Annotated in this window: 24 protein-coding genes; 15 read left to right on the forward strand and 9 right to left on the reverse strand. The window is 54.8% G+C overall.

What is annotated here, in order from left to right; translation table 11 throughout:
- Nucleotides 1-181 precede the first annotated feature (181 nt).
- Together cpxR and cpxA are read left to right on the forward strand one after the other, a co-directional pair.
- Nucleotides 182-880: an envelope stress response regulator transcription factor CpxR gene (gene cpxR / locus ACRCWW_RS08860; protein WP_404658226.1), complete on the forward strand. Its 699-nt coding sequence runs from the start codon at nt 182-184 to the stop codon at nt 878-880.
- Nucleotides 877-2250, forward strand: a complete 1374-nt coding sequence (cpxA, locus tag ACRCWW_RS08865; protein WP_438682084.1) for an envelope stress sensor histidine kinase CpxA — start codon at nt 877-879, stop codon at nt 2248-2250. Before cpxR ends, cpxA begins: the two co-directional genes overlap by 4 nt.
- 102 nt (nt 2251-2352) lie before the next feature.
- Here the strand turns inward: cpxA and yiiM are convergent, their stop codons facing one another.
- Nucleotides 2353-3027, reverse strand: a complete 675-nt coding sequence (gene yiiM, locus ACRCWW_RS08870; protein WP_438682085.1) for a 6-hydroxyaminopurine reductase — start codon at nt 3025-3027, stop codon at nt 2353-2355.
- A gap of 144 nt (nt 3028-3171) precedes the next feature.
- On the opposite strand from yiiM, the gene ACRCWW_RS08875 reads away from it, so the two are divergent.
- Entirely contained in the window at nt 3172-4065 is an 894-nt protein-coding gene (locus tag ACRCWW_RS08875; RefSeq protein WP_438682086.1) for a dihydrodipicolinate synthase family protein, read from the forward strand.
- A gap of 43 nt (nt 4066-4108) precedes the next feature.
- On the opposite strand, the gene kdgT is transcribed toward ACRCWW_RS08875, so the two are convergent.
- Complete coding sequence (gene kdgT / locus ACRCWW_RS08880; RefSeq protein ID WP_438682087.1) at nt 4109-5092, reverse strand: 2-keto-3-deoxygluconate transporter; 984 nt, start codon at nt 5090-5092, stop codon at nt 4109-4111.
- Nucleotides 5093-5370: 278 nt separating this feature from the next.
- Nucleotides 5371-5991 (reverse strand): superoxide dismutase [Mn], encoded by a 621-nt coding sequence (gene sodA / locus ACRCWW_RS08885; protein ID WP_438682088.1) that lies wholly within the window; start codon nt 5989-5991, stop codon nt 5371-5373.
- 288 nt (nt 5992-6279) lie between these two features.
- Here sodA and rhaT point away from each other — a divergent pair, with 288 nt between their 5' ends.
- On the forward strand, nt 6280-7314 hold the full coding sequence (gene rhaT, locus ACRCWW_RS08890; protein WP_438682089.1) for an L-rhamnose/proton symporter RhaT: 1035 nt from the start codon (nt 6280-6282) through the stop codon (nt 7312-7314).
- On the opposite strand, the gene rhaR is transcribed toward rhaT, so the two are convergent.
- Together rhaR and rhaS (ACRCWW_RS08900) are read right to left on the reverse strand one after the other, a co-directional pair.
- A complete protein-coding gene (gene rhaR / locus ACRCWW_RS08895) occupies nt 7315-8163 on the reverse strand; it encodes an HTH-type transcriptional activator RhaR (RefSeq protein WP_438682090.1) in 849 nt (282 codons plus the stop codon).
- A gap of 75 nt (nt 8164-8238) precedes the next feature.
- Complete coding sequence (gene rhaS, locus ACRCWW_RS08900; protein ID WP_438682091.1) at nt 8239-9075, reverse strand: HTH-type transcriptional activator RhaS; 837 nt, start codon at nt 9073-9075, stop codon at nt 8239-8241.
- A 301-nt stretch (nt 9076-9376) separates the two neighbouring features.
- Between rhaS (ACRCWW_RS08900) and rhaB the strand changes: the two genes are divergently transcribed.
- The 9 genes from rhaB to rhaM all read left to right on the forward strand — a co-directional run bounded on the left by rhaB (nt 9377) and on the right by rhaM (nt 19386).
- Nucleotides 9377-10843 carry a rhamnulokinase gene (rhaB, locus tag ACRCWW_RS08905; protein ID WP_438682092.1) on the forward strand — a complete coding sequence of 489 codons (1467 nt, stop codon included), beginning with the start codon at nt 9377-9379 and terminating at the stop codon, nt 10841-10843.
- Complete coding sequence (rhaA, locus tag ACRCWW_RS08910) at nt 10840-12099, forward strand: L-rhamnose isomerase (protein ID WP_438682093.1); 1260 nt, start codon at nt 10840-10842, stop codon at nt 12097-12099. Before rhaB ends, rhaA begins: the two co-directional genes overlap by 4 nt.
- Before the next feature lie 148 nt (nt 12100-12247).
- Nucleotides 12248-13078, forward strand: a complete 831-nt coding sequence (gene rhaD, locus ACRCWW_RS08915) for a rhamnulose-1-phosphate aldolase (protein ID WP_438682094.1) — start codon at nt 12248-12250, stop codon at nt 13076-13078.
- A gap of 80 nt (nt 13079-13158) precedes the next feature.
- Entirely contained in the window at nt 13159-14145 is a 987-nt protein-coding gene (gene rhaS, locus ACRCWW_RS08920) for a rhamnose ABC transporter substrate-binding protein (protein WP_438682095.1), read from the forward strand.
- A 131-nt stretch (nt 14146-14276) separates the two neighbouring features.
- The gene (locus ACRCWW_RS08925; RefSeq protein ID WP_438682096.1) at nt 14277-15788 is read left to right on the forward strand and encodes a sugar ABC transporter ATP-binding protein; all 1512 of its coding nucleotides are present in this window, start codon (nt 14277-14279) and stop codon (nt 15786-15788) included.
- Nucleotides 15785-16789, forward strand: a complete 1005-nt coding sequence (locus ACRCWW_RS08930; protein ID WP_438682097.1) for an ABC transporter permease — start codon at nt 15785-15787, stop codon at nt 16787-16789. Before ACRCWW_RS08925 ends, ACRCWW_RS08930 begins: the two co-directional genes overlap by 4 nt.
- The gene (locus ACRCWW_RS08935; protein ID WP_438682098.1) at nt 16786-17790 is read left to right on the forward strand and encodes an ABC transporter permease; all 1005 of its coding nucleotides are present in this window, start codon (nt 16786-16788) and stop codon (nt 17788-17790) included. The genes ACRCWW_RS08930 and ACRCWW_RS08935 overlap by 4 nt, the downstream gene beginning before the upstream one ends.
- Nucleotides 17791-17926: 136 nt before the next feature.
- Complete coding sequence (fucO, locus tag ACRCWW_RS08940; RefSeq protein WP_438682099.1) at nt 17927-19075, forward strand: lactaldehyde reductase; 1149 nt, start codon at nt 17927-17929, stop codon at nt 19073-19075.
- Complete coding sequence (gene rhaM / locus ACRCWW_RS08945) at nt 19072-19386, forward strand: L-rhamnose mutarotase (protein ID WP_438682100.1); 315 nt, start codon at nt 19072-19074, stop codon at nt 19384-19386. The genes fucO and rhaM overlap by 4 nt, the downstream gene beginning before the upstream one ends.
- 53 nt (nt 19387-19439) lie before the next feature.
- Here rhaM and ACRCWW_RS08950 read toward each other — a convergent pair whose 3' ends face one another.
- Together ACRCWW_RS08950 and ACRCWW_RS08955 are read right to left on the reverse strand one after the other, a co-directional pair.
- Nucleotides 19440-20807, reverse strand: coding sequence for a carbohydrate porin (locus ACRCWW_RS08950; RefSeq protein ID WP_438682101.1), 1368 nt, complete (start codon nt 20805-20807; stop codon nt 19440-19442).
- A gap of 293 nt (nt 20808-21100) precedes the next feature.
- Entirely contained in the window at nt 21101-21649 is a 549-nt protein-coding gene (locus tag ACRCWW_RS08955) for a helix-turn-helix domain-containing protein (RefSeq protein WP_438682102.1), read from the reverse strand.
- 101 nt (nt 21650-21750) lie between these two features.
- On the opposite strand from ACRCWW_RS08955, the gene ACRCWW_RS08960 reads away from it, so the two are divergent.
- Entirely contained in the window at nt 21751-22413 is a 663-nt protein-coding gene (locus ACRCWW_RS08960) for an AzlC family ABC transporter permease (protein ID WP_438682103.1), read from the forward strand.
- Entirely contained in the window at nt 22413-22736 is a 324-nt protein-coding gene (locus ACRCWW_RS08965) for an AzlD domain-containing protein (RefSeq protein WP_438682104.1), read from the forward strand. Before ACRCWW_RS08960 ends, ACRCWW_RS08965 begins: the two co-directional genes overlap by 1 nt.
- Before the next feature lie 38 nt (nt 22737-22774).
- On the opposite strand, the gene ACRCWW_RS08970 is transcribed toward ACRCWW_RS08965, so the two are convergent.
- Both ACRCWW_RS08970 and fdhD read right to left on the reverse strand, forming a co-directional pair.
- A complete protein-coding gene (locus tag ACRCWW_RS08970; RefSeq protein ID WP_404658255.1) occupies nt 22775-22987 on the reverse strand; it encodes a DUF1471 domain-containing protein in 213 nt (70 codons plus the stop codon).
- Nucleotides 22988-23115: 128 nt separating this feature from the next.
- Nucleotides 23116-23901 (reverse strand): formate dehydrogenase accessory sulfurtransferase FdhD, encoded by a 786-nt coding sequence (fdhD, locus tag ACRCWW_RS08975; RefSeq protein WP_438682138.1) that lies wholly within the window; start codon nt 23899-23901, stop codon nt 23116-23118.
- Between the last annotated feature and the right edge of the window lie 201 nt (nt 23902-24102).

Consider the following 24102-nt stretch of genomic DNA (forward strand, 5'->3'; position numbering starts at 1 on the left):
AGGCCATGACGGCAGCGATAACATTGCGCATCACTTGCTCCCAAAAACTTTTGTTTCGCGATTCAACGAGAGACAGTCTACGATTCAGGCTGCAAACATGCGTCAGGGGGTGTAAAACAACGTAAAGTCATGGATTAGCAAGCCTTGATGACGTAATTTCTGCCTCGGAGGTATTTAATCAATGAATAAAATCCTGTTAGTTGATGATGACCGGGAGCTCACCTCCCTGTTAAAGGAGCTGCTCGACATGGAAGGCTTCAACGTTCTGGTTGCCCATGATGGGGAACAGGCGCTGGCGCTTTTGGATGACAGCATCGACCTGCTTTTGCTCGACGTAATGATGCCGAAGAAAAACGGTATCGATACCCTTAAAGAGCTTCGTCAGACACACCAGACACCGGTCATCATGTTGACCGCACGCGGCAGCGAATTGGATCGCGTACTCGGCCTTGAGCTTGGCGCAGACGACTATCTGCCAAAACCGTTTAACGACCGCGAGCTGGTCGCTCGTATCCGTGCAATTTTGCGCCGCTCCCATTGGAGTGAGCAGCAGCAGAGCACCGACAACAGCTCACCAACATTGGAAGTGGATTCCCTGAGCCTGAACCCAGGTCGTCAGGAAGCGAGCTTCGATGGTTCGACGCTCGAACTGACCGGTACCGAGTTCACCCTGCTTTACCTGCTGGCGCAGCATCTCGGCCAGGTGGTGTCGCGTGAACATCTGAGCCAGGAAGTTCTGGGGAAACGCTTAACGCCGTTCGACCGCGCTATCGACATGCATATTTCCAATCTGCGTCGTAAATTGCCGGAGCGTAAAGACGGCCATCCCTGGTTTAAAACCCTACGTGGACGCGGCTATTTGATGGTGTCCGCTTCATGATAGGAAGTTTGACCGCTCGCATCTTTGCCATTTTCTGGTTAACCCTGGCACTGGTGCTGATGCTGGTACTGATGTTGCCCAAGCTCGATTCGCGCCAGATGACCGAACTGCTGGACAGCGAACAACGCCAGGGCCTGATGATTGAACAGCATGTCGCAGCCGAACTGGCGAACGATCCGCCCAATGATTTGATGTGGTGGCGCCGCCTGTTTCGGGCTATCGACAAATGGGCGCCTCCGGGGCAGCGTCTGCTGTTAGTCACCAGCGAAGGCCGCGTGATCGGCGCTGAACGCAACGAAATGCAGATCATTCGTAACTTTATCGGCCAGTCCGATAACTCCGATCATCCGCAGAAAAAACGCTATGGCCGGCTGGAAATGGTCGGTCCTTTCTCCGTCAGAGACGGAGAGGACAACTACCAGCTCTATCTGCTGCGCCCGGCCAATACGTCACAATCCGATTTCATCAACCTGCTGTTTGACCGTCCGCTGCTGCTGCTGATTGTCACCATGCTGGTGAGCTCGCCGCTGTTGCTGTGGCTGGCATGGAGTCTGGCAAAACCCGCGCGTAAGTTGAAAAATGCCGCCGATGAAGTGGCTCAGGGTAACCTGCGTCAGCATCCTGAACTGGAATCCGGGCCACAAGAGTTTCTGGCGGCAGGCTCCAGTTTTAACCAGATGGTGACCGCGCTGGAAAGGATGATGACCGCCAACCAGCGCCTGCTGTCCGATATCTCCCACGAACTGCGCACGCCACTGACGCGCTTGCAGCTTGGCACAGCTCTGCTGCGCCGTCGCGCCGGGGAAAGCAAGGAACTGGAGCGAATTGAAACGGAAGCGCACCGTCTGGACAGCATGATCAACGACCTGCTGGTCATGTCGCGTAATCAGGCGAAAAACGCGCTGGTCAGTGAAACGCTGAAGGCAAATCAGCTGTGGGGCGAAGTGCTCGATAACGCGGCGTTTGAAGCGGAGCAAGTGGGGAAATCATTCACCGTCGAGTATCCGCCAGGCCCATGGCCGCTGTACGGTAACCCGAATGCGCTTGAGAGTGCGTTCGAGAATATCGTCCGCAACGCCCTGCGCTACTCGCACACGAAGATTTCCGTGAGTTTCTCGGTGGATAAAGACGGCATTACCATCAACGTGGATGATGACGGCCCAGGCGTAAGCCCGGAGGACAGAGAGCAAATTTTCCGTCCGTTCTACCGCACAGATGAAGCGCGCGATCGCGAGTCCGGCGGCACAGGCCTTGGTCTGGCAATTGTCGAAACCGCCATTCAGCAACATCGCGGTTGGGTGAAAGCAGACGACAGCCCGCTGGGTGGATTGCGTTTGACCATGTGGTTGCCGTTGTATAAGCGGGATTGATCGAAGCCCCCCTCTCCCAAAGGGAGAGGGAACTCAATTGGCACTGGTTTCTCCCTCTCCCCGTGGGAGAGGGTCGGGGAGAGGGCATCAGACCGCAGAGGATTACTTCCCCCACAACCGCCGTGAATTATCCTCAATCTGCCCCTTAATCCGCCGTTTCTGCATCGTGCGCGTCCAGCTTACCGACAACCCTGCTGCCGAAAGTAAACGATGATACTGCTCATCATCAAAAGGCAGATGCCACGCAATCGCCGCAGCGTCATACACAGAGACATCGCTCAGACGCGAAACCAGTTCCAGCGGTTGCTCGCTGGAAACCTTCCCTGCACCGATCACCCGATACAGCCAGCCGACTTTGCCGCTGTTCTGCATTTGGGCGGACATATCGCTGATGGCAAAATGGAAGTTGAGCTTGAAGCAGGGCGAACGCGGCTGCGTGATCTGAATCAACGCCTCGCCCCAACGAAAAATATCGCCGATACAGACGTTTTTCTCGGTCAGTCCTTCGGTTGACAGATTCTCGCCAAACGCCGGAGCACAGAACAACTCAGCCTGCTCAGGAAACGCTCTCGCCCACTCGGCGTAATGCTCACGCGGGTAATGACACAGCGCGCGATCCGGGCCACCGTGAATTTTCTTCTCTGCCTGTTCGTCGCCAACCAGGCCCAGCTCTGTCAGCTCAAGCTCGCCCTCAACCTGCAATTTTGCAATCGCACTTGGGCGGCTGCCTTCGTAGTCGCTGACACGGCCCGTAAACACTTCCACTGGATAATGCATCTTCCCTTCTCCTGCCTCATCGCTTTGGCCCCCATTTTTGCACGTTAACTGCGCAAAATGCGACATGCGTAGACCTGTTCATGAAGGATTCATGGTATCCATGGATGAAATTGAAACACCATTTCACTATAAGGAGTCAACGACGTGACCAGCTCTTCCTCTTTCGCGGGCGTTTGGTGCCCCTCGATTACCCCCATGGACAGTGAAGGAAGCCTCGATGTCAACGGACTCGAAACACATCTTGCCCGCCTGACAGACGCCCGGATTGACGTGATACTGCTGATGGGCAGCATTGGTGAATTTGCCTCGTTTTCGCTTGAGGAACGCCTGACGCTGATTAGAAAAGCACGCTTGATGTCGCCCCTGACGATGGTTGCCAACGTCTCTTCTACCTGTCTCAGGGACGTTTACCTGATGGCCCAGGAAGCCCACGACGCCGGTTATGAGGCCGTCATGGTACTGCCACCCTATTACTACGGTCAGACGCCCAATCAGGTGCTCAGCTACTTCCGGGAAATAGGTTCGAAGATGGCAGGCAAATGGTTTGCTTACAACTTTCCGGCCCGAACCGGTTGCGATATCTCACCAGAGATTGCCGCGAAGCTGGCCGCTGAATTTCCGCAGTTTGCGGGGATTAAGGACACCGTGGATTGCCAGTCACACACTCGCAATATGATCCTCGCCACTCAGGCCGTTCGCCCCGATTTCGCCGTGCTTTCGGGCTATGACGAATACTTCATTCCCAACCTGATGGCCGGAGGTGCCGGCGTGATATCGGGCCTGAACAATGTGATGCCCGAGCTGTTCGTGCAGGCGCGTGAGGCATGGAAAAAGGACGATCTTCAGACGCTCATCCACGCTCAGCAAGAAATCGGGCGGTTCATGGCGATTTATGCCATTGGCGACGATTTCGTAACCACGATCAAAACCGTCGTCTCTCGCAAATTTGGCTATTGCACGCCGGTATCACGTAACGCTGGCGGCGTACTCACTGCCGAACAGCTAAGTCAGGTCGATAAGCAGTTTGGCATTCACTAAAGCAAAAGGGCCTCACCCGAGGCCCTTTTTTATCTTAACCGCCTTATTTAACAGCGTGGCGAACATCAATCTCAATCGCCGCCGACTTCACTTTACGTGACCAGATTGAGGTAATGATCGGCACCAGAATCGACGTCACGATGACGGATGTCGCCACCAGTGAAGTGGCTGCCGGTGCCATTGGTTTGAAGGCGGGTACCATTTCGGCTATCAGTACAGGTGTCGCCACTGCGGCACCCGCCGAACTGGAGGCTGCAATCCCTGCCGTGCCATCACCGCCGCCAATCAGCTTATCGGCAATAATCAGCGGAATGCCGGTCACCACAATCACCGCCAGGCCAAGCAGAATCCCCAACACGCCAGTCTGCGCAATGACGCTCAAATCGATAGTATTGCCCAGAGCAAACGCGAAGAACGGGATCAGCGTTTGAACTGCTTTCCCGAAGAAATCCCGAAGTTCCGGGTCGAGGTTGCCCAGCAGGAAGCCCACCAGGAACGGCAACACCGCGCCGACAAAGACATGCGGTTCAAAAGAGGCAATTCCCGCCGTGCCGAGAATAATCATCGTCATCAGCGGGCCTGACTCCAGCGACATCAGCACAAACGCGCCAGCCTCTTCTTTGGTGCCGTACTGTTGCATGATGGAGGCGTACAAACCGCCGTTAGTCATATCCATACAGGCCACCAGCGCCAGCGTGGACAACCCAGCGAAGAAACCGGCTTCCACCCCATATTCAGGAATAATGCGTGATGCGATGGCGGCGACAACCCACGCCACAGCAATTTTGGTCACGACCAGCGTGCCGGATTTGCGCAGCACCGTCCCGGTTGCGCTGAGCTTGATGGAAGCGCCCATGCAGAAGAACCAGACGGCAAGGATCGGGACAGTGCCGGTAATCATCCCATTGGTAAACGAGCCAAAATACTTGCCCGCATCCGGTGAGAAGGTGTGGCACAGCGCGCCCAAAAACAGAGGGACCAGCATCATGCCGCCAGGAATTTTTTCAATTGCACGTTTAATTTGCATGTCCAACACCACCCATTTTGACTTGTTGTAAACGCTAATTTTCACTAGCTTTTTGCACCTGAAACCGCGTCATCAAAGCGTTACGGCACGCCAACAATAGTCCTAACGGAGGGGGAGAACAGTGATCCCGCAAACAAATTAAAACGTCATTTCATATTTAAAGGATCAATGTTTCCGGTTTTGATATTGGTCACATCCTGACGCGCAGGCATAAAAAAACCCCGCTAAGTTCAGCAGGGTTTTGTTTGCCCGAAGGCAACGAAAGGCGTCAGTTCGCCTTATTTTTTAGCCGCGAAACGTGCAGCTGCTTCGTCCCAGTTCACCACGTTCCAGAACTCTTTGATGTAGTCCGGGCGACGGTTCTGGAATTTCAGGTAGTAAGCGTGTTCCCACACGTCCAGGCCCAGGATTGGGAAACCGGAGGTGCCAGAAATGGCTTCACCCATCAGCGGGGAATCCTGGTTAGCGGTAGAAACGACAGCCAGTTTGCCGTCTTTCAGAACCAGCCACGCCCAGCCAGAGCCGAAGCGAGTTGCCGCCGCTTTTTCGAACTCTTCTTTGAATTTCTCAACGGAGCCGAAGGTGCTTTCGATAGCCGCTTTCAGGTCGCCCTGCAGGGTGGTACCGGTTTTCAGGCCTTTCCAGAACAGGCTGTGGTTAGCGTGACCGCCCGCGTTGTTACGCAGTGGGCCTTTTTTGTCTGCTGGCAGCTGATCCAGCTTGGTGATCAGTTCTTCGACCGGCAGGTTAGCGAATTCTGGCAGGCTTTCCAGCGCAGCATTGGCGTTGTTCACATAAGCCTGGTGGTGTTTGCTGTGATGGATTTCCATCGTCTGCTTGTCGAAGTGCGGCTCCAGAGCATCGTACGCGTACGGCAGGGATGGCAGTGTATAACTCATATTCATCTCCATTTATTATCGGGCGGCTGAGTGTTAACGCCGCGTAAGCAGTTGGTTCATTATAGTTATTTAAATGATATTGAAAATGTTTATCAATGCCGTAGTTTTAATAAGGTTATAACAATTGGTTATGTGGCTGATTTTGTGAGCCCGCTCAAGGTGAACACGCGCTTTTTGCCAGGTCCTGGCTTTACACGGCAACGGTCTGAAGGTTAATCCAGTGGCTGATTTTTACACTCATCACCTCAGATGAATGATTCATCGATGTAAAAACGTTGAGGTTTAAAAATGAGTCACGCGATTACGATGGGTATCTTTTGGCATTTGATAGGTGCCGCCAGCGCCGCCTGTTTCTATGCCCCGTTCAAGCAAGTCAAAAACTGGTCCTGGGAAACCATGTGGTCCATTGGCGGTATTGTCTCCTGGCTGATTCTGCCGTGGGCCATCAGCGCCATGCTGCTGCCTGATTTCTGGGCCTATTACGGATCTTTCAGCGCCTCCACTCTGCTGCCGGTCTTCCTGTTCGGCGCAATGTGGGGCATCGGCAACATCAACTATGGCCTGACCATGCGCTATCTCGGCATGTCGATGGGCATCGGCATTGCCATTGGCATCACGCTGATTGTCGGCACCCTGATGACGCCAATCCTGAATGGCGAGTTTCACGTTCTGGTCGGCACCGAAGGCGGGCGTATGACGCTGCTCGGCGTACTGGTTGCCGTCGTTGGCGTGGGCATTGTGACCCGTGCAGGGCAGCTCAAAGAACGCAAAATGGGCATCAAAGCGGAAGAGTTCAACCTGAAGAAAGGCCTGCTGCTGGCCGTGATGTGCGGGATTTTCTCGGCGGGTATGTCTTTTGCGATGAACGCCGCGAAACCCATGCATGAAGCCGCTGCGGCGCTCGGCGTTGATCCGCTGTACGTCGCCCTGCCAAGCTATGTGGTGATCATGGGCGGCGGCGCGGTGATTAACCTCGGCTTCTGCTTTATTCGCCTGGCCACCAGGTCGAACCTGTCCGTAAAAGCCGACTTCTCACTGGCAAAACGCATGATCATCGGCAACATCCTGTTTTCCGCACTGGCGGGCCTGATGTGGTATCTGCAATTCTTCTTCTACGCCTGGGGTCACGCCAGCATTCCGGCGCAGTATGACTACATGAGCTGGATGCTGCACATGAGCTTCTACGTGCTGTGTGGCGGTCTGGTTGGGCTGATTTTGAAAGAGTGGAAGTCAGCAGGTCGTCGTCCGGTTGGGGTGCTGAGCCTCGGCTGTGTGGTAATTATTATCGCCGCCAACATTGTCGGCCTCGGCATGGCGAACTGATTACGCTGCTGTTTTGTTACGATGACGCCACTGGCCTGGCGTCATCCCCACTTCCCGATTAAACACCACCGAAAAGTAGTTACTGTCCTCAAAGCCGCAGTGCATCGCAATTTCCCCGATCATCAATTCTGAATGCTGCAACAGGTACTGCGCATGACAAATGCGAAGCTGGCGCAAATAGTGGTTAATGGTCATCCCGGTTTGCGTCCTGAACTGCTGGCGCAAGGTGCGCTCGCTGCAGGCCTGCTGCTCGCAGAATTTATCCAGCATGAAAGGTTTATTGAGGCTGCCCGCCAGTGCGGTAAGCAATTTATCGAGCAGCGCTTCGCTCTCGGTGGCGGCAAGATTATCGGTAGCGTAACGGTGCCGGCGCAGCATTACCACCAGTTGAGCGAACAGCAGTTCAGCCATTTCATTGGAATGCGGGCAGGTTTTATTGCCCTCCTGCTCAAGCGCGGTGATCACTTGCCGCGCCTGCGTCATACCATTGCTACCTATACGCCAGTGCGGCGCCCAGGTTGTGCCGTTCAGGCCAGGAATATGGGCAGCCCAGTCGAGGTTCAGCTTAAAGCGATCCGGGCAGTAGATAATATTCTGAAGAACCAAATCGTTAACGGACGCATAGGAGTGCTTGTCTTCCGCGCGAATATAAAAAAGATCGCCGCGAGTAATACGATAAGGGCGATCGTTGAGGATATGCAGCCCGTTGCCACGCCACACCAGAACCAGCTCGCAAAACTCGTGCGTGTGCTCCGCGAAGACATTTTGCGGATAGCGATCGGCCACCGCCACCGCCTGCTGCGGCGAGGCAAAGAAATCGGCTTTTCGGAGAATAAGCGAAGCGGACACGGCGAGACCTCAAACAGCGAATAACATGCTCATTATTAGCTGTTTTCTCACTAAAAAACGGTGACTGGTCTCGCGTTACTGAAGCAGGGTATCTCGCCCCTGGCGAATATCGCGCGGTGACCAGTTAAACTCACGGCGAAAAAGCGTCGAAAAGTGGTTACTGTCGCCGAAACCACAGCGAAAAGCGATATCGGTGACACTTTCATCACTGTGGCGCAACAGATGGCGGGCTTTGGTTAAACGGATACGATTCAGATAACGCTGGGGCGTCATGCCAGTGTGCTGCTTAAGCTGGCGATGCAGCGTCCGGAGTGAAAGCGAGAATCTGTCGGCAACGCCCTCCCAACACACATCTTCGGCAAAATGATCTTCCAGCCACGCCATCAGCAGATTCAGGCGGGCATCGTTATTGGTTGCCTCTTCAGCGAGGCTCCCTTTGCGCAGCTGCACCAGAAGCTGCATGAACAGAATCTCCCGGTTGGCGATAGCGTGCATGTCGCTGCTTTCACCCAGATTTTCCATCTGCTGAACAATCAGTCGCACCTGTTGCAGCACAGCCTGATTCACCCGCCAGTGAGACGGATAAACGCCGTCATGCTCCTGCGGCAGCAGTTTTTGCAGGCCGGAGAGAAATTGAAAAGCATCAGGCGAACGATACAGCACATTGGTCAGGCAGAGGTTATCGGTGTGCTCGTACAGATGGCGGTCATGGTCGCGAACAAAGCACACCGTTCCCCCGGTAATAGTGTACGGCTGGCCATTAAAAACGTGAATGCCCGTGCCGTGTTCCACGATCACAATCTCATGAAAATCATGATGATGTTCCGGGAAGGCGGATTGTGGAAGCCGCGGCTCAATCGCCACAGGCGCATGCCCTGTCGGAAAAAAATCCACGCTGTGCAGTACGGTCATAGCAGCCCCACCAAATGAGAAAAGTTATCAGGATAATAATCAGCCCCCGCCAATCTCACCTTGAATTTTTGACACCAAACCGCGCAAACCTTGTCCGTTTTTCAAGAAACGACAGGAAAAATCAGGAAATGCGTTCAGCGTCACACCCGCATGAAACGGCATGATTACTGGAAATTGTGAAGCCTCTCACGTTCACCTTTGCTTTCTTGCCAGCGGCCTTTTACGACTGTCAGTAGTGAGAAGGTAGCCATGACGGTGCTGTCCCAGAATGTCCGTAATTACTATCAGAAGGACCCCTGTCATGAGTTTTCGCCATTGTGTGGCTGTCGATTTAGGCGCATCCAGCGGACGTGTGATGCTTGCCTTATACGACCGTCAGAAGCGCACCCTGACGCTAAGAGAAATTCATCGTTTCGTGAATACATTGCAAAAAATCGATGGAAGCGACTGCTGGGATCTCGACAGCCTGGAAGCTGAAATCCGCTGTGGCCTCAGAAAAGTCTGCGATGAAGGCATTCTGATCGACAGCATCGGCATCGATACCTGGGGCGTGGATTACGTGCTGCTGAACAAAGACGGCAAGCGTGTCGGCTTGCCCATTTCTTATCGCGATAGCCGCACGCAGGGCGTGATGCAACACGCTGAATCACAGCTTGGTCGCGCTGAAATCTATCGCCGCAGCGGTATCCAGTTTTTACCGTTCAACACGCTTTATCAGTTCCGCGCACTGGTTGAACAACAACCGGAAGATGTCGCGCAGGTCGCACACGCTCTGATGATCCCCGATTACTTCAGCTATCGCCTGACCGGCGAGATGAACTGGGAATACACCAACGCCACCACCACCCAGATGGTCAACATCAACACCGACAACTGGGATGAAGAGCTGCTCAACTGGACAGGTGCTTCACGCGATTGGTTTGGTACGCCAACGCATCCAGGCAACGTGATTGGTCACTGGATTTGCCCACAAGGCAATCACATTCCTGTGGTTGCCGTCGCCAGTCACGACACCGCCAGCGCGGTCATTGCCTCACCGCTGGCCGACAAACATGCGGCCTATCTCTCTTCCGGCACCTGGTCGCTGATGGGCTTTGAGAGCAAAACGCCTTGTACCAGCGATATCGCGTTGGCCAACAACATCACCAATGAAGGCGGCGCGGAAGGCCGCTACCGGGTGCTGAAAAATATCATGGGGCTGTGGCTGTTACAGCGCGTGTTGAAAGAACAAAACATCACCGATCTCACAGCGCTGATTGCGCGCACCGAGGCGATTCCTGCCTGCAAATTTATCATCAACCCGAACGATGACCGCTTCATCAATCCGGATGACATGAGCGCGGAGATTCAGGCCGCCTGCCGCGAAAGCCGCCAGCCTGAACCGAAAAACGCAGCGGAACTGGCGCGCTGTATTTTCGACAGCCTCGCGCTGCTGTACGCCCGTGTGCTGCATGAACTTGCCGACCTCCACGGCCAGGCATTCACGCAGTTACACATCGTGGGTGGCGGCTGCCAGAACAAACTGCTCAACCAGCTGTGCGCAGATGCCTGCGGTATCACCGTCGTCGCCGGGCCGATTGAGGCCTCGACGCTCGGCAATATCGGCGTGCAGCTGATGACGCTTGATGAACTGAAAGATGTCGACGATTTCCGTCAGTTAGTGCGTGACAACCACGCCCTGACCACTTTTACCCCGAATCCGAACAGTGAGATTGCCCGGTATGTCGCGCAATCTCAGGCACAACAGACAAAGGAGCTTTGCGCATGACCACTCAACTAGAACAAGCCTGGGAACTGGCGAAACAGCGTTATGCCGCCGTAGGTGTCGACGTCGAGGAGGCGCTGCGTCAGCTCGATCGTCTGCCTGTCTCGATGCACTGCTGGCAAGGTGATGACGTAGCCGGTTTTGAGAATCCAGGCGGCGCGCTGACCGGCGGCATTCAGGCCACGGGCAACTATCCTGGCAAGGCACGTAATGCCACCGAACTGCGTGCCGACCTGGAACAAGCGCTGAGTCTGATCCCTGGGCCAAAACGCCTGAACCTGCACGCCATTTATCTTGAGTCTGACAAACCCGTTGGCCGCGATGAAATCAAACCAGAACACTTCAAAAACTGGGTTGAGTGGGCGAAAGCCAACAAGCTGGGCCTCGATTTCAACCCGTCCTGCTTCTCGCATCCGAACAGCGCAGACGGCTTTACCCTCGCGCATGCCAACGATGAGATTCGCCAGTTCTGGATCGACCACTGCAAAGCCAGCCGTCGCGTATCAGCCTATTTTGGTGAGCAGTTAGGCACGCCGTCAGTCATGAACATCTGGATCCCGGACGGCATGAAAGACCTGACCGTTGACCGTTTTGCCCCACGCCAGCGTCTGATGAACGCGCTGGATGAAATCATCAGCGAGAAGCTGAACCCGGCGCATCACATTGATGCGGTGGAAAGCAAACTGTTCGGTATCGGCGCAGAAAGCTACACCGTGGGTTCTAACGAGTTCTATATGGGTTATGCCACCAGCCGCCAGACCGCACTGTGTCTGGATGCCGGTCACTTCCACCCAACCGAAGTTATCTCCGACAAAATTTCTGCCGCCATGCTGTTTGTGCCTCGCCTGCTGCTGCACGTAAGCCGTCCGGTGCGCTGGGACAGCGACCACGTGGTGCTGCTGGATGACGAAACGCAGGCGATCGCCAGCGAGATCATCCGCCACAACCTGTTCGACCGCGTACACATCGGCCTCGATTTCTTTGACGCTTCAATCAACCGTATCGCCGCGTGGGTCATTGGCACTCGCAATATGAAAAAAGCCCTGCTGCGCGCCCTTCTGGAGCCAACCGCAGAACTGCGCCAGCTTGAGCTGGATGGCGACTACACCGCCCGTCTGGCACTGCTCGAAGAGCAGAAATGCCTGCCGTGGCAGGCCGTCTGGGAAATGTATTGCCAGCGCAACGATACCCCGGCGGGCAGCCAGTGGCTGAACAACGTACGCGCTTATGAGAAAGACGTTTTAGCGAAGCGCGGGTAATTCCACCCTCTCCCTAACCCTCTCCCTGAGGGAGAGGGGACTGTCCGGTTTCTCCCTCTCCCCCGGGGAGAGGGTCGGGGAGAGGGGAATCTTATTAGTAGGCCGGGTTAGCGTAGCGCCACCCGGCAATGTGAAGGAAAGAAAGACTATGCAGACCATTACTGATTCCTGGTTCGTTCAGGGCATGATCAAAGCCACCTCCGACGCCTGGCTGAAAGGCTGGGATGAGCGCAACGGCGGCAACCTGACCCTGCGTCTTGATGAAGCAGACATCGCCTCTTACGAAGCCGATTTTCACAAGCAGCCACGTTACATCGCGCTGAGCCAGCCGATGCCGCTGCTCGCCAATACGCCGTTTATCGTCACCGGTTCCGGCAAATTCTTCCGCAACGTCCAGCTCGACCCAGCCGCCAACTTAGGCGTGGTGAAAGTCGACAGCGACGGCGCGGGCTACCACATTCTTTGGGGGCTGACTGACGAAGCGGTGCCAACCTCTGAGCTGCCAGCACACTTCCTTTCCCATTGTGAGCGCATCAAGGCGACCAACGGCAAAGACCGCGTGATCATGCACTGCCATGCGACCAACCTGATCGCCCTGACCTATGTGCTGGAAAACAACACCGACCTCATCACCCGCAAACTGTGGGAAGGCAGCACCGAGTGTCTGGTGGTGTTCCCGGACGGCGTCGGCATTCTGCCGTGGATGGTGCCGGGCACCGATGAAATCGGCCAGGCAACCGCCATTGAAATGCAGCAACACTCGCTGGTGCTGTGGCCGTTCCATGGCGTATTCGGCAGCGGCCCAACCTTAGATGAAGCGTTTGGCCTGATCGACACCGCAGAAAAATCGGCCGAAGTTTTAGTGAAGATTTACTCGATGGGCGGCATGAAACAGACCATCACCCGGGAAGAACTGGTTGCCCTCGGCAAGCGCTTTGGCGTCACCCCAATGCAGTCAGCATTAGATTTGTACAAATAACAACATCGCGCCCCGCTCACTGAGACGGGGCGAACTCACACCTGCAATCCCTACAACTAACTCTTAGTGGAGTAAAAGCAATGAAAATAAAAGCAAGCTTGATCCTCACCGTTGCCGCATTGGCGTTGTCCGGTTCCGCATTAGCAGAAGTCAAAATAGCCCTGGTGGCAAAATCATTAGGAAATGGTTTTTTTGAGGCAGCGAACGTAGGCGCGCAGGAAGCGGCGAAAGAGTTAGGTGACGTTAAAGTCATTTATACCGGCCCGACCACCACCACTGCGGAAGCACAGATCGAAGTGCTCAATGGCTTGATCGCCCAGGGTGTCGATGCGATCGCCATCTCCGCCAACGATCCGGATGCCTTAGTGCCGGTACTGAAAAAAGCGATGCAGCGTGGCATCAAAGTGGTTTCCTGGGATTCCGGCGTGGCACAAGCGGGTCGGCAGATTCACCTGAATCCTTCGAACAGTCAGTTGGTGGGCGAAACCAACATGTCGCTTGCTGCCGATGCGCTGAAAGCGCTGAACGTTGAGAAAGGCGATGTCGCCATTCTGAGCGCCACCCCAACCTCGACCAACCAGAACACCTGGATTGCAGAGATGAAGAAAGTGCAGTCGCAATATCCGTCCGTCAATCTGGTGACGGTCGCTTATGGCGACGATCTCTCTGATAAAAGCTACCGCGAAGCGGTCGGCCTGCTGAAAACCTATCCTGACCTGAAGGTGATCGTCTCGCCGTCGTCTGTCGGGATTGTGGCGGCAGCGCAGGCAGTGAAGGATCAGGGAAAAATCGGCAAAGTGTATGTCACCGGTCTGGGCCTGCCGTCTGAAATGGCGGGCGCGGTGAAGTCCGGCGCGACCAAAAGTTTTGCTATCTGGAACCCTATCGATCTGGGCTATGCCGCCACTTACTTAGCGGATGACCTGGTGAAAGGCACGGCAACCAAAACCGAAGCGAGCATGGGCAAACTGGGCAAAGTGCAGCTGGATGCTGAAGGCAACGGCGCGATGGCTAAGCCGTTTGTTTACGATGCGAGCAACATTGATAAGTTCTCCAAAATTTTCTGATCTCATCCCCCTCTCCCTAACCCTCTCCCCATGGGAGAGGGAACATGACGGTGCCGTTTGACCTTCCCCCTCTCCCTCAGGGAGAGGGCCGGGGAGAGGGTGATGAGCGAACCAAACTCTGGAGAACCCTCATGACCACATCCACTCCCTTGCTCCAGCTAACGGGCATCAGCAAGTTTTTCCCGGGCGTACGCGCGCTGGAAAACGTGCAGCTCAGCCTTTGGCCTGGCAAAGTCACCGCGCTGATTGGCGAAAACGGGGCAGGAAAATCCACGCTGGTCAAAGTGATGACCGGCATTTATCAGCCTGACGAAGGCGAACTGCTTTATAAAGCGATCCCTATTCAGCTCCCCACACCGGATTCGGCGCACAAAGTGGGGATTACGGCTATTCACCAGGAAACGGTGCTTTTCGATGAGCTGTCCGTCACCGAGAACATTTTTGCCGGGCAGTATTTGTATAAAGGCTGGCTGAAAAAGCTCGACTGGCCGGAAATGCACCGTCGGGCGCAGGCTTTACTGGCGCGTCTGGAAGTGCAGATCGATCCGCGCGCGACGTTAAAAACGCTCAGCATCGCGCAGCGTCACATGGTGGCAATCGCTCGTGCTCTTTCATTTGATGCGCAGGTGGTGATCCTGGACGAACCGACCGCCGCGCTGTCTCAGCATGAAATTCTGGAGTTCTATCAAATTGTTGAACGCCTGAAGCAGGACGGCAAAGCCATTCTGTTCATTTCGCATAAGTTTGATGAGATTTTCGAACTGGCCGATCACTACACCATTCTGCGGGACGGGGTGTTCGTTGGCGAAGGAGATATCCACGACATCACCGAAGAACGGATGGTGGCGATGATGGTGGGCCGCTCCATCACCCAAACCTTCCCAAAAGTAGCCTGCGAGCCGGGCGACACCGTGCTGGAAGTGAAAGATCTGTGCCATCCCACCGAATTTGCCCACATCGATTTCACCCTGCGTAAAGGGGAAATTCTCGGGTTTTATGGCCTGGTCGGCGCAGGACGTACCGAACTGATGCAGGCGCTTTCTGGCGTGACTCGTCCGTCCTCGGGTGAAATCCTGCTGAATGGCAAAGCCATGCAGTTCCACCAGCCTGCCGATGCCATTAACGCCGGTATCGTCTGCGTGCCGGAAGAAAGGCAAAAACAAGGGGCGATTATCCAGCTCCCGATTGCCCAGAACATCAGCCTGCCTCAGTTACGCAAACTGAATCCTAACGGTGTTCTGCACGATGAACGCGAATGGCAACTGGCTGACGATTACGCCAAACGCTTGCAGGTGAAAGCCTTCAGCTGGCGTCAGGCGGTCGAAACGCTGTCCGGTGGCAATCAGCAAAAAGTCGTCATTGGCAAATGGCTCGCCACCCATCCGGAAGTGATCATTCTGGATGAGCCGACCAAAGGCATTGATATCGGTTCGAAAGCCGCTGTGCACCAGTTTATGTCCGAGCTGGTCGGCCAGGGGCTGGCGGTGATCATGGTGTCATCGGAACTGCCGGAAGTGATGGGCATGGCTGACCGCATCATTGTGATGCATGAAGGCCTGATGGTGGCGGAATACCGCGCAGGTGAAGCAACGGCGGAAGTGATTGTCAGTGCCGCCAGCGGTGCCGGGAGGGAAGCCGCATGATGCAGCAACTGCTAAAAAATCGCGAAGCCCTGCTCGCCGCCGTGATTGTGCTTCTGGTGCTGGCGATTGGCAGCCGCACGCCGTCGTTCATCACGCCGGGCAATCTGGTCGAGATGTTCAATGACACCTCGATTCTGATCATCCTCGCGCTTGGGCAGATGATGGTGCTGCTCACCAAAGGTATCGATCTGTCGATGGCGGCCAATCTGGCGCTCACCGGGATGATTGTCGCCCTGCTCAATTTTCATCATCCGGATATTCCGGTCATCGCATTGTTAGCGCTCGCCACGCTGCTCGGTCTGCTGATGGGCATCATCAATGGCCTGCTGGTCTGGAAATTAGGCATCCCGGCGATAGTGGTCACGCTCGGCACGATGAGCATCTACCGCGGAATTATCTTCCTGCTTTCCAATGGCGGCTGGGTGAACTCCAACCAGATGAGCCCTGCGTTTCTCGGCCTGCAACGTACGCCGCTTCTCGGGTTGCCGGTGCTGAGCTGGTTCGCCATCGCCGCACTGTTTATCGTGGGCTATTTCTTGCGCTACAGCCGAACCGGCCGTGCACTTTATACCGCAGGTGGCAACGCGACTGCCGCGTATTACACCGGGATTAACGCCGGAAAAATGCAGTTTGTCAGCTTCTGCCTGTCCGGCGCGCTGGCGGGTTTTTGCGGCTACCTGTGGATTTCCCGCTTTGCCGTGGCCTATGTCGATGTCGCTAACGGCTTCGAATTGCAGGTCGTGGCGGCTTGTGTGATCGGCGGCATCAGCACCATGGGCGGCACTGGCCGCGTGCTCGGCTGCTTGTTTGGCGCTCTGTTTCTCGGCGTGATTAATAACGCCTTGCCAGTCATCGGCGTTTCGCCTTTCTGGCAAATGGCGATTTCCGGCGCGGTCATTGTGATTGCGGTAGTGCTCAATGAGCGCGGCAACAAGCGTAAAGGGCGCCTCATTCTGCGTGATGCGGCGCTGGCCCGACAGAAACAGGCGGTGAAATCATGAGTAAAATGCTGACTTCTGACGACGTACAGACCCCGTCACCGGCCCCTTCCCTGCTCCAGCGCCTGGTGTGCTGGGAAGGTTTTCTACTGTCGGTGACGCTGCTGGTGTTTGTGGCGAACGCCCTCGCTTCGCCTTACTTCCTTAACATCTGGAACCTTTCAGATGCGACGTTCAACTTCACCGAAAAAGCGATCATCGTGCTGCCGATGGCAATGCTGATCATCGCCCGGGAAATTGATCTCTCCGTGGCGGCCATCATTGCGCTGAGTTCAACGGCGATGGGCTTTTGCGCGGCGGCGGGAATGGACACGCCGCTGCTGGTCTGCGTAGGGCTTGGCGTTGGCGTGCTGTGCGGGTTGCTCAATGGCTTGCTGGTCACCCGGCTCAACCTCTCTTCCATCGTGATCACCATCGGCACCATGAGCCTGTTCCGCGGAATTTCTTACATTCTGCTGGGCGATCAGGCGCTGAACCAGTATCCGGCAAGTTTCGCCTGGTTTGGACAAGGCTACGTCTGGGAGGCACTCTCCTTCGAGTTCGCGCTGTTTATCGTGCTTGCCGTGATGTTCACCTTCCTGCTGCACAAAACGAACTTTGGCCGCCGCACGTTTGCCATCGGCAATAACCCGACCGGCGCATGGTATTCCGGAATTAACGTCAAGCGTCACAACCTGATTTTGTTCGTGCTGGTAGGGTTGATGTCGGGTCTCGCGGCCGTACTGCTGACGTCTCGTCTGGGCAGCACGCGCCCCACCATTGCGCTGGGCTGGGAGCTTTCAGTGGTGACCATGGCGGTGCTTGGCGGCGTCAATATCCTTGGGGGTTCAGGCAGTATGCCGGGCGTGATCATCGCCGCCTTCCTGATGGGACTGGTGACCTTCGGCCTTAGCCTGCTCAACGTGCCAGGTATCGTGATGTCGATAATCATTGGCGCGATGCTGATCGTGGTGATTTCACTGCCGATTTTGACTCGCCGGATCATGCAACGAAGACGTATTTGAATCTCCCCCTCACCCCTGCCCTCTCCCCAGAGGGGAGAGGGTGAAAGCGGTTCCGTGGTATTCCCTCTCCCCTCCGGGGAGAGGGTTAGGGTGAGGGGAACGGAATTACCCAAAATCAATGTTAAGGAGAATACGTATGAGCTTTATGTTGGCACTTCCAAAAATCAGCCTGCACGGTGCGGGCGCTATTGGCGATATGGTCAATCTGGTCTCAGGCAAGCAATGGGGTAAAGCCCTGATTGTCACCGACGGTCAGTTGGTCAAAATGGGTCTGCTGGACAGCCTGTTCGCCGCGCTGGACGATCACCAGATGTCGTATCATCTGTTCGACGACGTTTTCCCGAACCCAACGGAAGCACTGGTCCAAAAAGGGTATCAGGCCTTCCGTGATGCAGAATGCGATTACATTATCGCCTTTGGCGGCGGCAGCCCGATTGATACAGCGAAAGCCATTAAAATCCTCACCGCCAACCCTGGCCCGTCAACAAACTATTCTGGCGTGGGTAAAGTGACAAACCCAGGCGTGCATCTGGTGGCGATTAACACCACCGCAGGCACCGCAGCGGAGATGACCAGCAACGCGGTGATTATCGATAGCGAGCGTCAGGTCAAAGAAGTGATTATCGACTCAAACATCATCCCGGATATCGCCGTCGATGATGCCAGCGTCATGCTCGACATCCCGGCATCGGTCACAGCGGCAACGGGCATGGATGCGTTAACGCATGCTATCGAAGCCTATGTCTCTGTCGGCGCACATCCCCTGACTGACGCCAACGCGCTGGAAGCGATTCGCCTGATAAGCCTTTGGCTGCCAAAAGCCGTCGATAACGGCCACAATCTGGAAGCACGCGAGCAAATGGCCTTCGGTCAGTATCTGGCGGGGATGGCCTTTAACAGCGCCGGCCTGGGTTTGGTACATGCGCTGGCGCATCAGCCAGGCGCGACCCACAACCTGCCGCACGGTGTGTGTAACGCCATCCTGCTGCCCATCATCGAAAACTTTAACCGCCCGAATGCCGTAGCGCGTTTTGCTCGCGTGGCGCAAGCCATGGGTGTTGAGACTCGTGGTATGACCGATGAAGCGGCGAGCATGTCGGCGATTCAGGCCATTCGCGAACTGAGCGCCCGCGTGGGTATTCCTTCCGGCTTCAGTAAACTCGGCGTGACCAAAGCGGATATCGAAGGCTGGCTGGACAAAGCCCTTGCTGATCCTTGCGCGCCATGCAACCCCCGCACCGCCAGCCGCGACGAAGTGCGCGAACTCTATCTGGAGGCTTTATGATCCGCAAAGCGTTTGTCATGCAGGTGCATCCGCACACGCACGATGAATATGAGCGCCGCCATAACCCAATCTGGCCGGAGCTGGAATCGGTGCTCAAAGACCATGGCGCGCACCATTACGCCATCTATCTGGATAAAGCACGGAACCTGCTGTTCGCCACGGTAGAAATTGAATCTGAAGAGCGCTGGAATGCCGTCGCCAGCACCGATGTCTGCCAGCGCTGGTGGAAATACATGGGTGAAGTGATGCCGTCTAATCCGGATAACAGCCCGGTGAGTGCGGAGCTGAAAGAAGTGTTCTGGCTGGAGTAAAAGAAGCTGGATTGCTAAAGAGAAACGCCTGAGCGATCAGGCGTTTTTTTTCGTCAGAAGAAATACTTAAAGCGCACGCGGCCACCGTAACGGCTGTCGTCGCTGCCGCCCGTGCCATCCCCTTCCAGCTTCGACCAGTAGGCTCCCAGATAGATGTTGAAGTTCTGCATATTCATCACATTAGGGATTTGGTAAGAAGCATGGACAGTGTGAATGTCGTAAGTGCCAGCATTCCTGAACCAGCAGTCATCGGTACAGGTCGTGGAGACGGCATAGTCGCCAATTCTGTTGTGAGCATAGATATAGCCAAGTTCGAAACGACGCCAAAGGGCGTTAACCCCGGCGCTGAAATCCTCTTCATCTGTAGCATCCAGATACGCGGTATTCAGGTTGAGAACCACGCCATCGACAGGATCGTTTTTCAGGCCATTCCAGGTCATGGTCATGCCGTAGCCAGTGCGTTCAGACTGGTCGATAAAACGCCCGCGCGCATCATAATAGCCGTAGGCATTATTAACGACGTTGCTTTCCATGGCCGCCGCCACGGAAAACGCGCCTTCCGACCAGGCGACGACCGGGCGCAGATAGGCGACATTTTTCTGCTGCTGCACTTCCCGCCCGTGATAATTGTCATCGCTGTACAGCGAGGTGCCATCCTCCAGCAGGGTATTCAGTTCGAAATACCAGTTGTCGAGCTGCTTGCTCATCAGGAAGCTGCCGCCGGAGTCAGAACGCCCGCGCCCTTCTTTCATCATATAAATATAGCCATGGCCGTCGTCATAAAGATCGTTGGCGGTATTTCCGGAGTGTTCAACAAAGGTGTCCTGATTTAACGGGAAAATGTCATAGGCTTCAAAACGGCCGACCTTTATTTTCCAGTCATTTTCCTGACCGAAGAAAAATGCGGCGTCATCGAGATCAACCGAACCGGTCATATCGGCCAGCGGCTGGGCTCTGAATCCGGCAAAGTAACCATTTTGCATTTTCCTTACTCCGTCAAACCCTAACAGGATCCGCCCATTTAAATCCCAACGTTCATTACTGTTGTCCTGGCGTGAAATAAGAGAGCCTTTACGGCTCTCCGCATCTATATTGAATTCAACATCACCATATATTTTTAAATCACCGTAGCCCGATAATGAAAGGGACGGGCTGGAGGCATTTTTAGCAACCTCTTCTTTCGGCGTGATGTTTTGAACTGTTACCCGTTCCTGTACTTCATTGAGATCTTTTCTGTCGGTGGTCTGCTGCGCTTTTAACTGCCGGACTTCTTTTTCTGCCGTCGTCGCCCTGTGCTCCGCTGATTCCAGTCTCTCCTCCAGAATCTGTAATCGTTGTTCAAGCGTAAGCGTTGATTTCGCTGCGGCCGTATTTGCGATCAGCAATAAACCGACTGCAACAGCCATTGTCGTCTTTTTCATATACAACATTCCTTGAGGCAATAATGATAAAACGGAAGACATATCCCGTCATAAATATATATTTGCGATGAATGCAGACGTTTTTTATTATTCATCAGTTAGCGGTAATGAACATTCGCTAACCCATTGTTTGCGTCAGGGGAATTGCAAACTTACGGATAATATTATTAAGAGAAGGGAGGCCATAATAAAAATAATTCACAACGTGAGCCAGATAACAGCTGGAAATTATTTCATAAATTAAGTGAATAATAATCACAAAAAAAAGCCCTCATTATTGAGGGCGGTTATCATTAATTCTGTTCTGCGACGAGAATTGCCAGGGTATCCTCTTCCAGCGCTTTAAAGACATGCTCCCTGTCGGCGGGATAACAAATATAATCCCCTTCGTTTAACTCTTCCGGCGCTTCCGTCAGCCCAACCAACGCCCGGCCCTGCGTCACAATGATATGTTCAATCGACCCCGGTGGATGCGGATGAGAGATACGGTCGGCGCCAGGCTGCGTCATCAGCAGATAGATATCGCGGCGCGCTCCCGGTGGGCAGGTCGCCAGCAAAATGGCCTGATAGTTGGCTTGTTCAGCCACCACTTTGGTGCCTTCACCGCGGCGAATCACCTGCGTTGTCGCCGTCTGCGGTTCAAGCAGGCGAGCAAAAGGAATATCCAGGGCAACGCACAGCGACCACAGCGTTTCCAGACTGGGGTTCCCGTTGCCTGCTTCCAGCTGCGATAGCGTGGATTTGGCGATCCCGGCACGGCGAGCAATTTCCGCCAGTGACAGCCCGGTTCGCTGACGTTCTCTCACCAGACTTTTGGCGATCACGCTAATTGGCTGTGTCATACACGGCGCCTCGTTTTATTAATCGAACGAATCGTTCGTCTTGAAAAACCACTCAACAGTGTTCATTATAATGGATACTCGTTCGATATGGCTAAAATTGTATGCTCAAACATCATCTCTCCTGCCTGAAAGGCGACACCATCAAAGCCATTATTCTGGTCTGCGTGGCCGTGGGTGTGGTGGGCGTTTCCTACGGTTCTCTGGCGATGTCCTGGGGCTTTCCGCTCTGGGTTCCGCTGGCGTTATCCACGCTGGTGCTGGCTGGTGCTTCTGAATTTATGTTCATCGGAATTATTGCCAGCGGCGGTAATCCATTAGCGGCAGCGGCAGCGGGCTTACTGGTCAACGCTCGTCACATTCCGTTTGGCGTCGCGGTGCGCGATCTGGTCGGCAAACGCGCGGCCAGCCTGTTGGGCTGCCACATCATGAATGATGAGAGCGTGGTGTTTGGGATGTCACAACCTACGCCGGAGCAGCGCAAAGTCGCCTATTGGTTATGCGGCAGCGGCGTCGCCATTCTTTGGCCGCTGGGCGTGCTGCTGGGGAGCGGAGTAGGCAAACTGCTTCCCTCCCCGGAAACCATCGGCCTGGATGCCGTGTTCCCGGCAATTTTGCTGGCACTGGTGATCCCGGCCTTTAAAAACCGCACAACGCTGATTCGAGCTATGGCCGGCGCCGTTGTCTCTCTGGCTTCTGTGCCGTTCACGCCAGCGGGCGTGCCGGTGCTGTTATCCCTGCTGGGTCTTTTCGCGAGGAAGAAATAATGAGCGAAACATTATGGATCATCGTGGGGATTGCCGTGTTGTCAGTCGGGACGTACCTGATGCGTTTCGGCGGGGCGAAACTGGGCGGCAAGCTGGCCTTATCAGAACGCTCGCAGGCCATGCTCAATGATGCGGCCACCACCTTACTGTTTGCCGTGGCCTTAGCGGCAACGTTCTTTGAAGGCAGCCATTTTGCCGGCAGCGCCAGGGTGACTGGCGTCGCTGTCGCCGTGTTCCTGGCCTGGCGAAAAGTGCCGCTGATTGTGGTGATCATCGCCGCCGCGGTGGTTACGGCGTTATTAAGGCTGGCGGGTATAAACTAAAAAAGCGCCCGAAGGCGCTCTTTCTGCAGGGGGTCGGCTTATTTATTCAGTTCTGCAGTCATGTGGACCTGGTTACCGTTGAAAGCCTGGGTAATTTTGTAAGAAGACGCGCCCGCTTCCTGAGCCTGAGCGGCAATTTTCGCTTCAGCACCGTCGATAGTGGTGGCGGTTGCGGTCACTGTCTGTGCAGCGAAAGAACCGAAAGAAGTAGCCAGAGCGATAACTGCAACAAAAGTTTTGATGCTTTTCATGATATAAACCCTTCAATTAAGTTGTCTTTGTAAGGCATCGTGCCTTGATGTGATAAATAATAGGCCCGGAGAGCGACAATTGATAGCGGAAGGTTTTGCTTACATCATTCAAATTTACTGATTGAAAATCATACCCCAATTAACCGCTGCGGGTGGGTATAAATCGTGGCCCTGCCCGGCTTGCAAAAACCCACCAGCGTCAGGTTGCAGCGTTCAGCCACTTCTACCGCCAGCGTGGTCGCTGCGGAGACAGCAAACAGAATTTCCACCCCGCACATCGCCGCTTTCTGCACCATTTCATAACTGGCGCGGCTCGACACCAATACTGCGCCCTGATCCCACGCCTTATCTTCTGCGGCGCGTTTGCCCAGGAGTTTATCGAGGGCGACATGGCGGCCAACATCTTCAAGCCCGCCCGCCAGTTTGCCGTCAGGCATCACCCATGCCGCGGCGTGAGTACAGCCCGTCATGCGGCCCACAGGTTGCACATCATTGAGGTGTTCCAGCGCGAGATCGAGATATTTCAGGTTAAAGGTTTGGGTAAACGGCAACGGCGTAATCGGGCGGCCCACATCATTGAGTTGTTCAACGCCGCAAACGCCACAGCCTGTCCGCCCGGCCAGCGCGCGGCGGCGCTCTTTCAGGGCCATGAAACGGCGGCTGGACAGCTCAATCTGAACCTCAAGCCCATTGCAGGCTTGCACCACATCCATGCCGTAAATGTCAGAACGGTTCTCTATAACCCCTTCGGATAATGAAAAACCGATAGCGAACCATTCAAGGTCTTTTGGCGACGCCATCATCACAACATGAGAAATCCCGTTGTAAACCAGCGCCACAGGCACTTCTTCAGCCAGTTCGTCCTGCTGCGTGTGGTGGAGATCTTGCCGTTTCCACAGACTCACCTGGCGCATTCCAGTGATTTCAATCACATTACTGACCTGTTTTGATGGGTTTTCGTTCACTTTGTATTAACCGTATTGGAACACACATACACACAATGTGGTATTCTGAGCATATCCCTCCAGGAATGAGGGAAATTACCCTAATTCTGAACCTTTGCGGCATCGACCGCAAAGGTTAATAACAATCCATCCCCTTAGCGGTTTAGATAT

This window comes from Scandinavium sp., from assembly GCF_051650185.1.
Taxonomy (GTDB): domain Bacteria; phylum Pseudomonadota; class Gammaproteobacteria; order Enterobacterales; family Enterobacteriaceae; genus Scandinavium.

What these genes read in the sequence shown, in the direction of transcription:
- rhaS (WP_438682095.1), top strand. Translation starts at nt 13,159, where the DNA reads ATGAAAATAAAAGCAAGCTTGATCCTCACCGTTGCCGCATTGGCGTTG.
- rhaD (WP_438682094.1), top strand. Translation starts at nt 12,248, where the DNA reads ATGCAGACCATTACTGATTCCTGGTTCGTTCAGGGCATGATCAAAGCC.
- fdhD (WP_438682138.1), bottom strand. Translation starts at nt 23,901, where the DNA reads ATGCGCCAGGTGAGTCTGTGGAAACGGCAAGATCTCCACCACACGCAG.
- yiiM (WP_438682085.1), bottom strand. Translation starts at nt 3,027, where the DNA reads ATGCATTATCCAGTGGAAGTGTTTACGGGCCGTGTCAGCGACTACGAA.
- kdgT (WP_438682087.1), bottom strand. Translation starts at nt 5,092, where the DNA reads ATGCAAATTAAACGTGCAATTGAAAAAATTCCTGGCGGCATGATGCTG.
- ACRCWW_RS08930 (WP_438682097.1), top strand. Translation starts at nt 15,785, where the DNA reads ATGATGCAGCAACTGCTAAAAAATCGCGAAGCCCTGCTCGCCGCCGTG.
- ACRCWW_RS08950 (WP_438682101.1), bottom strand. Translation starts at nt 20,807, where the DNA reads ATGAAAAAGACGACAATGGCTGTTGCAGTCGGTTTATTGCTGATCGCA.
- ACRCWW_RS08965 (WP_438682104.1), top strand. Translation starts at nt 22,413, where the DNA reads ATGAGCGAAACATTATGGATCATCGTGGGGATTGCCGTGTTGTCAGTC.
- rhaS (WP_438682091.1), bottom strand. Translation starts at nt 9,075, where the DNA reads ATGACCGTACTGCACAGCGTGGATTTTTTTCCGACAGGGCATGCGCCT.
- cpxR (WP_404658226.1), top strand. Translation starts at nt 182, where the DNA reads ATGAATAAAATCCTGTTAGTTGATGATGACCGGGAGCTCACCTCCCTG.
- ACRCWW_RS08970 (WP_404658255.1), bottom strand. Translation starts at nt 22,987, where the DNA reads ATGAAAAGCATCAAAACTTTTGTTGCAGTTATCGCTCTGGCTACTTCT.
- ACRCWW_RS08955 (WP_438682102.1), bottom strand. Translation starts at nt 21,649, where the DNA reads ATGACACAGCCAATTAGCGTGATCGCCAAAAGTCTGGTGAGAGAACGT.
- fucO (WP_438682099.1), top strand. Translation starts at nt 17,927, where the DNA reads ATGAGCTTTATGTTGGCACTTCCAAAAATCAGCCTGCACGGTGCGGGC.
- rhaM (WP_438682100.1), top strand. Translation starts at nt 19,072, where the DNA reads ATGATCCGCAAAGCGTTTGTCATGCAGGTGCATCCGCACACGCACGAT.
- sodA (WP_438682088.1), bottom strand. Translation starts at nt 5,991, where the DNA reads ATGAGTTATACACTGCCATCCCTGCCGTACGCGTACGATGCTCTGGAG.
- ACRCWW_RS08935 (WP_438682098.1), top strand. Translation starts at nt 16,786, where the DNA reads ATGAGTAAAATGCTGACTTCTGACGACGTACAGACCCCGTCACCGGCC.
- cpxA (WP_438682084.1), top strand. Translation starts at nt 877, where the DNA reads ATGATAGGAAGTTTGACCGCTCGCATCTTTGCCATTTTCTGGTTAACC.
- rhaA (WP_438682093.1), top strand. Translation starts at nt 10,840, where the DNA reads ATGACCACTCAACTAGAACAAGCCTGGGAACTGGCGAAACAGCGTTAT.
- ACRCWW_RS08960 (WP_438682103.1), top strand. Translation starts at nt 21,751, where the DNA reads ATGCTCAAACATCATCTCTCCTGCCTGAAAGGCGACACCATCAAAGCC.
- rhaT (WP_438682089.1), top strand. Translation starts at nt 6,280, where the DNA reads ATGAGTCACGCGATTACGATGGGTATCTTTTGGCATTTGATAGGTGCC.
- ACRCWW_RS08925 (WP_438682096.1), top strand. Translation starts at nt 14,277, where the DNA reads ATGACCACATCCACTCCCTTGCTCCAGCTAACGGGCATCAGCAAGTTT.
- rhaB (WP_438682092.1), top strand. Translation starts at nt 9,377, where the DNA reads ATGAGTTTTCGCCATTGTGTGGCTGTCGATTTAGGCGCATCCAGCGGA.